The organism is Okeania sp. SIO3B5, from assembly GCF_010692555.1.
Lineage (GTDB): Bacteria > Cyanobacteriota > Cyanobacteriia > Cyanobacteriales > Microcoleaceae > Okeania.
Window position 1 is genome coordinate 1 of the sequence record NZ_JAAHHG010000350.1, and the last position, 10,500, is coordinate 10,500.

Here is a 10,500-nt window from a genome sequence, read left to right on the forward strand (position 1 = left end):
TCCGGACATGATATCAGCTATCAGCTATGTGTTATAAACTTATTATCATGCTAGAAGGGAATTATCCTCCAAGGAGAATTAAAGGGGTGCATCTCAATGCGTGAATAAAGCCAAAAAGTTATTGCTTTTAGGGAACAGGGAACACCGGAGCTGGGAACAGGGAATATATAGGAAAAAAGTATTTTTGCTTGCTATGAGATGCACCCAATTAAAGTTCATTAATTAAATTACCCATAACCTAACCTAAGTTATTGTTTGAATATTTTCATGCATCTGATTGCTGTTTGCGAAGCATTCCGTAGGAAATGCTAATAGCTGAATGCTTACCATAGAACTCACGTTTTAAATTGCTGTACAAATTGCTGTAATTGTTGCAAAACCTGTTCCTTATTCCAGAGATAGGGAGATTGATTGCTCCTTAATAACGGTGCATATCGAGTGTGCATATCATAGCGAGCAATGGGAATGGGCGGTTGATTATGAAAATCTAAGCCAAAAACGCGGCGGGCAATTTCCCCAACGACGGTGGGTTCGGTGGAAAAATTGACTAAGGTTAATTGATGATTTAAAGCCAGCTCAATATCTGCCCAAAGATGATTTAAGTCATAAAACTGAAAAACGCTGTCTTTGTGAATTTTGTCTAGTAAATTATGGTGGAGAAAATCATAAATAATATTCTTTTTTATACCTTTGCCAAATAAACCAGGTAAGCGAATAATTAAGCTATCAAAATTGTCTTGTACAAAACATTCTAATTCTCGTCGATGTTTGCCATAGGGTTGTAATTCTTCAAGAATAATGGGGGTTTGTTCATCAACTTTAATGGGGCAAGCATAAACATCAACTGTTGAGATTAAAATAAATTTTTGAGTTGATATTTGTTGTAAACAGCTAATCAGCTTTTGAATATTTTCTCGGTCTTGAATTGGTTCTTTATTGGCTAACCATTTAACCGCAGATACTCCTGCACAAATAACTGAATCAAATGATTTATTTTGAATGGTTTCAATATTTTTAGAATTATAAAAAGCATCAAAATGCCTTTGACGAATTAGATTACTACCGACAAATCCTGTATGTCCAATAATTGCAGAATTCATAATATTTCTTGAAGTTAATTTGACAAATCGTAAGTATTTCCTGCGGAATGCTGCGCAAACAGCTATTAGCCGTCATACCAAATTCGGGTTACAAAAAAGGTGTATACATATTATATAGTTAACACCTTTTATTATATGCGAATTTGCTATCAGTTCTTCTTGCGGAATGCTAAGTAGGTAGGCATAAATAAAGGTTAATATAAAAAATTTGAAAAAGAAGCTAGAACTCAGTCTCCAATAACTTTTTACTGTTTTGAATTGTCATTGCTATTCTACCAATAATTAAGCCTACCTACTTACCGAATAATTAAGGTTTAAAGCCTCTCCTTTAAAGGAGAAACAAGAAAATATTTTCCTTTGATTCAATCCTCTTCCTTTTAGGGAGAGGTAATTATCAATTATCCATTATCAATTATCAATTATTGAAGCAAATAGCTTTTTAATGAATGAAGTAACTATATAGCAATGAGCGCTGGTATATTTACAAATTGCAGGATGGGCCAAATAGCTAAAAGTCTTATATGATCAGCAATTTATTCCCCCTGTTGCCTTCCGGAGCTGTTGCCAGATGAGCTGCGCACAGCGCTATACTAGACAGTGCAAAGTTCTTGGAATAGCCATTGCGAGCTAAGATTTTCAGCGATTAACTCTCTAGAGAGAATTGATAATTAATTTAACTGTAAGCATTCAGCTATTAACAGTCAGCAGTCAGCTCCTAATTTTTTAATGAAAGAACTAAGCGCTCTTTTAGCTTCTACTTTTCAATCATAATATCTGAGTTGTCAAACCACATATATTTATAGCTGGAAATTATAGATTTGTCTCAAAAGTAGAAAATTGGAAAGGTAGCGATCGCCTCATTTAATTTAATTGATAATTAATTTAACTGTTGGACAATAGTAGAAAATTGGAAAGGTAGCGATCGCCTCATTTAATTGATAATTAATTTAACTGTTGGACAATAGTAGAAAATTGGAAAGGTAGCGATCGCCTCATTTAATTTAATTGATAATTAATTTAACTGTTGGACAATAGTAGAAAATTGGAAAGGTAGCGATCGCTTGATTATAATGAAAACCGTTGTAAAGCTGATAGCTGATAGCTGATAGCTGAATGTTTACTAAATGATTAACGTAATTTTACTCTAATGGCATGGGGATAACCATCGGTTTCTGGATTCAGGGGTGAACCACTCACCCAAATTTGATTGTCTTTAATTTTCATAATTTGACGGTTTCCACTACCAGCAAATTCAAGATTCATTTGAGGATAAAGTTCAGTTAAAATCCGATCGTTGTTCATCATAACCCGGTTTTCTTGCCCAGTTTTGGAATTTAAAAAAATTCCATTTTTCCAGTTTTGATCGTTAAAATTTTCGGGTATTATTTGACGAATTAAGGAACTGCTATCTATCGGTTTTAAAATCTGTGCTTTACAGGATTTAACGGTTAATTTAGCTCGTTTTTCGGGATAAGCTTTCATCTCTAAAATAGATTCTGTACCGATTCGATGTTCAAGGGGAATATGCCAATTGGAATGACTACTCGGTAATCCGTAACTATAATTGCCTTTCGGTAATCCATAACTATAATTGCCTTTTTGACCAATTTCTTTTTTACTGGCTGTTTTTCGCTCAATAATATTCACTAATCCTCGTTTGCCAATCAAAGGAATAAGAGTTGGTTGAACGGTTAAATCATAATTTAAGGTTAAGTCAACATAGTATATTCTTGGCTGGATATTGTTATTTGGAGAGGTATTAATAACTAATTCGACTCTATCATTTTGTTGAGGATAAATTTGACAATTCACTGTGGGATATTGTGTGTATGTTTTTTTATCTAAGCGTTGCCAGATTAAATTATAAAAAGTTGCTTCAACAAGTTTATAATTCGGCATAAATTCTCGATAAAACCACCAATTTGCCCGACGACTCCAGGTTTCCCATGAATAAGCATCTTCTCTTAAGGTAGTAATATATTCAGGTTGAAATTCTTGCCATTTTGTTAAATATTGCTTTCTCGCTTTCTCCCCCAAAGCATGAATAATATAATCAATTTGAGTAGGATTAATTGCACCGATAATGGTATCTATTCCTGTTGTATAAGTAGATAACATTTTTTGTTGAGCAGGGGTATTTTGTAACTGTTCTTTTAAGTCATGGGCAATCTTAACACTGGCTTGCCATTTAGGAGATAACCAACCGCCTAATTCGTCTACCTTGATATATCCTTTTTCCGCAGAAGGTAAAGTATGAAAAGTATAATAACCCAGAAAATGAATTAAGGGCAAAATGAGATAGATTAATAATAAAAATGGCATCATTTTTTGAGGATTAAGATTAACTATTGGTGAGAATCTAACCCTAAATCTGAAACGACGGGCGCATAAATAAATTGCTAACGGGATGGTGAAAAAAGAAACAATAACACTGAGTAGAAAATAACGAACACTTAAGGTTCCACCGATAGAAGAAAGAAGCCCTGCCATATAAACAGTTAAGCTAATATAGATTAAAATTAAATACTTAAGGCGATAAGTTTGAAAATAGCCTTTGATAATAATGATGAAAATACTGCTAATATAAATTCCCGAAAATCCTATCAATAAAGGATGTTGAAAAAAATCCTGAATCGCAAAAATTTTATTATAATTTTTAAACCAGAGATAATACCACAATTGATCTCCTGCAACACCTTTGAAATTACTCTCTAACCATTGAAAGAGATGACCTTGGGTTAATAACATTCCTCCTAAATAAAAAGCTAGGATTGTTGATAATATTATGGAAATAATTTTACTGAAAATCTTGGTTTTATCTTGAGTGAAAAGATAAAGGATTGTTAAAAGACTTAAATTAAATGCAGAAGGAATACCATAATCATTTGACCAAAGTGGTTGCAGCCCTATTAAATACCCGATGCCGACATAAGTAAATCTTGATTTAGGCAAAAAATTCCCAAGTATTAATAAAAGAAAACTTGTTAAAAAAGGTAAGAAACTACGAACACTCAAGTTACTCGTTCCGGGTCCAACAATTTCATTCACTAAGGGAAATTTTTCCAAGAAGAAGGAGAGGATAATTACCATTAAAGAAGATGCTAAAAGTGAACGAAGTATTGTGAATCCATAACAGAAAAAAAGTATTCCTAAATCCCAAAAATGCACGCTTAAAGTTAAGACATAAATACTCATCTGAGAAGCTGAAAAATTGCTCCCAAACAGAAACGTTAAAAAGGTACTGAGATATGTAGGACCTAAACCCAAATAGGGATTAAAATCCCTTCCTAATTTTTCTCCTAGTAAGATACGACGAATCGGATTATAAGTTTGAAACGCACCATTAAAAGGAATGTAATCTAAAATTAAACGGTGATAATTAGCGACTAAAAAAATAGATAAAATCAGTGATATTAAAGCAATAGAAGGTAAATATTTTTGCCAATTAATACTTCTGAAGTATGATTTTTTTTGTTTCATAAATGAACCTTATCTTTATTTTTATCCTACATTCCGCACGACAAAATGTAGTATATAAGAAGGAGTCAGGAGACAGGAGACAGGAGACAGAATTTTAGAAGAAAATCATAGCTGCCGTGATTGAGTAATCATGTATAGCAAGTATTTATGCGTAAATTTTTTACTCGGAAGATCGATCAACGAAAAAAGTAATTAAGATGATTTGCATAGTATAAATATTTACCAAGCTACGGGTTTATGTACTACTTTTAATGTTACAAGTTGACGTGCGGAATGTGGGTTTTATTATTTAAAGATATAAACCGTACGAAAAAAACTGTAGAAAAATGAAACAGCCTTTATCTTAATATTGGATTAACCAACACTGGCTGTACGGCGCAGCTCACTATTCCCTCGGCACTAAATGCCTCTGGGAATTTCTTTCTGATTATCTGAATACTGCCATTGACGTCAGCATTGATCGCTTTACCTTTTGAACTTCTAAACAAACCACGTTTGACTCGTTTTCCCACATACAATTCATGCTTACAGGGCAATTCCAGGTCAAGTGCAGAAGTTTTACTGGTGTAACTTTCTTCAGTTTCAATGACTTTTACCCCAACCAATTGACACTTATAAGTTATCTGTTGAATTAACTTATAGTGAGGTATTTGAGTAAAATTTTGGTTGTTTTTTTTGCCGATGTTTGCACCTTGTTTCCAGTTATCATTTTTTCCTATGACTACAGTACCAATATTATTTGTGGTTAAATACTCAACCACTAAGAAACTGGTGTTATGCAGATAATTCTCGACAAAACGGTTCCGACGATAACTTAATGCTTCTATCTTTCCGCTGCTTTTTCTGTTCCCTTTGAGATGGCTTTGGTACTTGGCTTTACGCTTATTATAAAGTTGATTAACACTTTTTAGTGGCTTCCCGTTAACAAGCATAGGTTTAACACCGGGCTTGTTTGTAGATAGAGCTACCTTACGGTCAATCCCTAAGTCAATCCCGGCTACATATCTTGAGTGTATTTGTGGCTGAAGAGTTTTTTCATAGACTACTTCAATTATATAGCAGCTAGTAGCAGGTACTATCCTGACTTCGATTACAGTTTCCACAACTACAGGTATTTTGATATCACTCATAGATAAGTGACAAATACCATCTTTTAGAGGGGCTTTGTAGACTGATTCTTTTGAATATATAACTACCCGATCGACCTTTGGTTTTGTCCTTATACTTTGGTATTTTTGGTTTACCTAAAAACTTACAGGGATGTTTTGACCATTCTTTGATTGCCTGAAAATAACCACGCCAAGTGGCAACCAAGCATTTTATTATTTGTTTTGATACTTTAGTTGGTAATGCTCTGTAGGCATCGCTATCTTTGGTGGCGTGGTATAGCTTGGTTAAACCTAGACTTTTTCCGCACTTGAAAAAATGCTGACGACAATGATAATTAGCCAAGTTGTACAAGTTTTTTGATTTAAAGGCTAACTCATCACACACCCGCCAAAAGTTATGTGTTCGGTTAATAATATGTCTGTCAACAAGTCGCATTCACCCGCTATAATTCATCTTAAGTCCTATACCTGTTTAATATTACAACACTTTTCTACAAATAGCAACTACTTTCTACAATTTTCATTCAACAGTTAATCACCCTTTCAAAAACTAAATTTTTTTTGATAATAATAATTATTCTTATAGAGGGTGTGGGTGAGCGATATAGCTGCCACCACCATCCTCCGCCAACGCTCACCCACACCCCTTTTTTAGTTGATTTTTATGTCAATACTGTTGCTTGCTAACACCAAAAAATATGGACTATCCTAGACAAACATCTACAAAATGTCTAGGATATGACACAATGGCAAATAGGTAAAAAAATTAGGAACCAGTGTTAAAACTTGAGGGGTTATATCATGTCCGGTTGAACAGTTACAAATAAACTACTCAGAATTCAGAATTCAGAATTCAGAATTCAGAAGGGAAGAAAGAAGAAAAGAAGGAGAAAGTTTTTTTATCACTAATTATCCGGACATGATATTACACATGATGGAATGATATTACCAAAAATTAGTTTAGACTTTGACTAAAAAAAACCATTAATTAGTCATTCTAGTAATTATCAAATCCAAAATCCTGTTCATCAAAAATATAAAATCATTCGTCACTGTGCAACGCCAAACTTGAGTTCATGTCAAAGCTATAGCAAATATTATTGACACAAAAAGGCAAGCTCTGCTAACCTTGAGTAAAGTAATTCAATGTAAGTAATGGTCAAATCTCACGGTTCCTTAACAGGGATAGAAGCCAAAATTGAATATCATCCTGCATTTGAGGAACTAGGAGCATTGTATGAATCCTGGAAACGTTCTGCTGTTAACTGGATGCAAACTGAGAAATTATCAGAATCTGAACTAGAAAAGCGTCTTATGAAGCAGTTTAACATTCAATGGGCATGGGCTGACTCAATTGCTACTGAAGCACGAATATGTTTAAACCAATTAAAAACAGCTAAAAAAAACCATTATTCTAAATTAGAGTTACAAATTCAAGCTAAAACAACTGCTGCCAAAAAACTCATCATTAAACTAGAAAAAACATTAAAATTAGCAACAAAAAAAGGTTTTCCACATATACAAGCTCGAAATAAATTTCATAATCAACTGCTAGGCATAAATTGCAAAATTCAGAAAATAGCTAGTCTGAAACGAAAATTAAAGAAGTTAAAAAACACAGAACGTTTACATATTTGCTTTGGCTCATCGAAATTATTTAATGCTCAACATAATTTAGTAGAAAATGGATATAAAACTAGACATGACTGGAATGTAGATTGGAGAAAAAAACGCTCAGGCAGGTTTTTCTGTGTAGGAAAATCTCAGTTAGGCGGTGGAACTATGATGAAAATTTTCCCATTACAAGAGAATGGGTTATATCAATTACAAGTTCAACTACCGAGACCATTACAAGGCAAATATGGCAATAAAATACAGCTAGAATTTAGTGTTTCAAATAGGGATGGCAGATTAAGAGCCACAGATTTAGATTATGCCATAAACAATTTCAAACCAATCACAATTTCTATTTTTCGTAGAGAACATAAACAGGATAATTGGTATATACATCTTTCTACTTATGTACAAGAAATACCAGTAGTTCATACTAGAAAAAATGGCTGTATAGGTATTGACTTTAATGCTGATTCAATTTCAGTTACTTATGTGAAGTGGGATGGAAATATTGAATATTTAGAAGAAATCCCGTATAAATGGAAAAATCAAACAACAGGACAACGACAAGCATTCATGAGAAATATTGTTTGTCAAGTTGTGTTCTTAGCAGAGTTTTTTGAATGTGCAATAGCCATTGAGTCTCTAGACTTTAGTAAGAAAAAGTCCAAGATGAGCGAAGAAAGCAAAGTTTACAATGAAATGCTTGTCTTATTGGCTACGGGAATCTTTAGAGAAGCTTTAGAGTCACGCTGTAGAAGATTTGGAGTAGAATTAATCAAAGTTAATCCAGCTTTTACCAGCGTAATTGGAATGATTAATTATATGGCTAAATACGGCCTTAATAGTGGCACTGCTGCTGCTTTAGTAATTGGCCGTAGAGCGTTAAAGTTATCAGAAAAAATACCAAAGTGTTTGTTGAGACCGGAGGATGTCAACAAACATGATTGGAGTCATTGGAGGCGAGTTGCTAGTTTTATTAAACTACATCGTATCCGAAGGACTCAACTTTTTCAGTGGAGGAAAGCTCTTGAGGGTATCCTCACCCATAGTTTATGGGCGGAACATCAACTTTCACAGCAAGTACACATTGAAACGGGTGAGTAATGAATCATTTGCAATCACCGATGGCAGATGTCTAGCGCGTGTCTAGTTTTCAAGAAGGTGATAGTAGCCATCAATCATACTATATGCTAAAAAAAAGTCGGTCCACTAACCTAAATAGACCGACTACAATGGATTTTTTTTCATTATATGAGCTACATTTTAAACAATTCCCTACTCCCTACTCCCTACTCCCTACTCCCTACTCCCTTATTTATAACTATTCAACCGGACACGATATAATTTTGTCTAAAACCAATGGTCTCACCCATAGCGGAAACGGGAGCAATATGCTCCCACTGTAGAATTAAACCTTAGCTAATTGGAACACAGCTCCTAAACCAGATGCCATTTCCTCTGGAGAAATTTTACCATCCTGATTGATATCTAGAGCATCAAATACAGCATCAGTTCCTGCCCACTCTTCACGAGTGATGAAACCATCACCATCTAGATCATAGATATGGAAAATATCTTCTGCTGCATGAGTGACTCCCTCTAAACGAGTCAAGCGTTCTGCCAACAGATTTTCTAATGATGCTAATGCCTTGGAGAAACCTTTGATGCCTTCATCCAGTTTTTGAGATGCCATCCGGTTTTCAGCGTGCATCTTATCAAATGTCTCTTTGTCTAGGGCAATTTTTTCGGCATCAGACTCAGCCGCTTTCTCCACAGAAAGTTTCGTCGGTAGTTCCCCTGTAGTTGATTCTAGTTCACCCAATAAACCAGGTGAAATAGTCAATAAGTCGCAACCTGCTAATTCTGTGATTTCACCAATGTTGCGGAAGCTAGCTCCCATAACTTCAGTCTTGTAACCAAATTTCTTGTAGTAGTTGTAGACTTGAGTCACAGATAATACACCAGGATCTTCTGCAGGAGGATAAGAGTCTCGCCCAGTTTCTTTTTTGTACCAGTCTAAAATTCTACCTACAAAGGGAGAAATCAGAGTTGCTCCTGCTTCAGCACAGGCGATCGCCTGATGCAGACCAAATAGTAGGGTTAAATTGCAATGAATACCCTCTTTTTCTAATACTTCTGCTGCCTTGATACCTTCCCAGGTAGAAGCAATTTTAATCAAGATGCGATCGCGAGAAACTCCTGCTGCTTCATACTGAGCAATTAAATCTCGTCCTTGAGCTATTGTTGATTCTGTATCGTAGGATAGTCGTGCGTCAACTTCTGTAGATACTCGCCCTGGAATAATCTGTAAAATCTTCAGTCCAAAAGCAACTGCCAGTCTCTTAAATGCTAAATTTGCCACATCAGAAGGAGTTACATCTGTGCCCAACTCTTCCCTTGCTTTTTTCAAAGTTTCATCCACAATTTCCTGATATTGTGGCATCTGAGCTGCAGCAGTAATTAATGAGGGATTAGTAGTAGCATCCCGTGGTTGAAATTTTTCAATTGCTTGAATATCCCCTGTATCAGCAACAACGATGGTTACTTCTCGTAATTGTTCGAGTAAATTCTTAGCCATTTATTTCTGCTCCATAAAACCGATATAAAATGTCATAAAAAGTGACATTTTAATGTTTACTTCCATATATTATACCAGATTATAGCCAACAGTTACTAGCCTTTTGAGAATAAGTTGCTTACTTATAGTATTATATCAGAACAAAATTTTAATTCATCATGGACTGGATAAAATTATCGGTATGCTAATTTTTGTGTTTAACTTTATGCAGGACTTACCAAATTAACTTCCAGATTTTTGTGCTTTAACATACACTATCAATTTGTCAAATATATTATTGTTAAGAGCATATAGTTAAGTTCAAAAAAAATCGTCACCAAAGTTATTTAAGTATTAGACATCTCCAGAAAAGAGGGAGTAGGGAGTAGGGAGTAGGGAGTAGGGAGTAGAGAACCCACCCCTAACCTCCTGCTCCCAGGAGTAGGGCTGTTTCATTCTCGATAGACACGGGGACGCGGAGAAACCGAGACACGGGGATGGAGGCTTTTAAGCGGCGTTGAACCAAATATTCTCTTAGAGCTTAAAGAGGCTTATTGGCGCTCAAAATCGGCAAATTTTGGCAAATTTCACTGTTCCACTATCCCCATTACTCCCATTCTCCCGCTCATCCTTAATC

6 protein-coding genes are annotated in these 10,500 nt (G+C 35.0%); 1 reads left to right on the top strand and 5 read right to left on the bottom strand.

Annotated elements, in window-relative coordinates; all coding sequences use genetic code 11:
• Window positions 1-335 precede the first annotated feature (335 nt).
• The 4 genes from F6K54_RS31355 to F6K54_RS31370 all read right to left on the bottom strand — a co-directional run bounded on the left by F6K54_RS31355 (window position 336) and on the right by F6K54_RS31370 (window position 6,125).
• Entirely contained in the window at window positions 336-1,100 is a 765-nt protein-coding gene (locus tag F6K54_RS31355) for an NAD(P)-dependent oxidoreductase (protein WP_293086663.1), read from the bottom strand.
• 1,128 nt (window positions 1,101-2,228) lie between these two features.
• Entirely contained in the window at window positions 2,229-4,580 is a 2,352-nt protein-coding gene (locus F6K54_RS31360) for a hypothetical protein (protein ID WP_293086666.1), read from the bottom strand.
• A gap of 338 nt (window positions 4,581-4,918) precedes the next feature.
• Window positions 4,919-5,710 (bottom strand): transposase, encoded by a 792-nt coding sequence (locus tag F6K54_RS31365; RefSeq protein ID WP_293086668.1) that lies wholly within the window; start codon window positions 5,708-5,710, stop codon window positions 4,919-4,921.
• Window positions 5,703-6,125, bottom strand: a complete 423-nt coding sequence (locus F6K54_RS31370; RefSeq protein ID WP_293086671.1) for a hypothetical protein — start codon at window positions 6,123-6,125, stop codon at window positions 5,703-5,705. The genes F6K54_RS31365 and F6K54_RS31370 overlap by 8 nt, the downstream gene beginning before the upstream one ends.
• Before the next feature lie 719 nt (window positions 6,126-6,844).
• On the opposite strand from F6K54_RS31370, the gene F6K54_RS31375 reads away from it, so the two are divergent.
• A complete protein-coding gene (locus tag F6K54_RS31375; protein WP_293086673.1) occupies window positions 6,845-8,410 on the top strand; it encodes an IS200/IS605 family accessory protein TnpB-related protein in 1,566 nt (521 codons plus the stop codon).
• 304 nt (window positions 8,411-8,714) lie between these two features.
• Here the strand turns inward: F6K54_RS31375 and F6K54_RS31380 are convergent, their stop codons facing one another.
• Complete coding sequence (locus F6K54_RS31380) at window positions 8,715-9,884, bottom strand: transaldolase (protein WP_293086676.1); 1,170 nt, start codon at window positions 9,882-9,884, stop codon at window positions 8,715-8,717.
• Between the last annotated feature and the right edge of the window lie 616 nt (window positions 9,885-10,500).

Bases quoted from the DNA above. Each gene is read 5' to 3' on its own strand.
- F6K54_RS31370 (WP_293086671.1), bottom strand. From the start codon at position 6,125: ATGCGACTTGTTGACAGACATATTATTAACCGAACACATAACTTTTGG.
- F6K54_RS31360 (WP_293086666.1), bottom strand. From the start codon at position 4,580: ATGAAACAAAAAAAATCATACTTCAGAAGTATTAATTGGCAAAAATAT.
- F6K54_RS31355 (WP_293086663.1), bottom strand. From the start codon at position 1,100: ATGAATTCTGCAATTATTGGACATACAGGATTTGTCGGTAGTAATCTA.
- F6K54_RS31365 (WP_293086668.1), bottom strand. From the start codon at position 5,710: ATGAGTGATATCAAAATACCTGTAGTTGTGGAAACTGTAATCGAAGTC.
- F6K54_RS31380 (WP_293086676.1), bottom strand. From the start codon at position 9,884: ATGGCTAAGAATTTACTCGAACAATTACGAGAAGTAACCATCGTTGTT.
- F6K54_RS31375 (WP_293086673.1), top strand. From the start codon at position 6,845: ATGGTCAAATCTCACGGTTCCTTAACAGGGATAGAAGCCAAAATTGAA.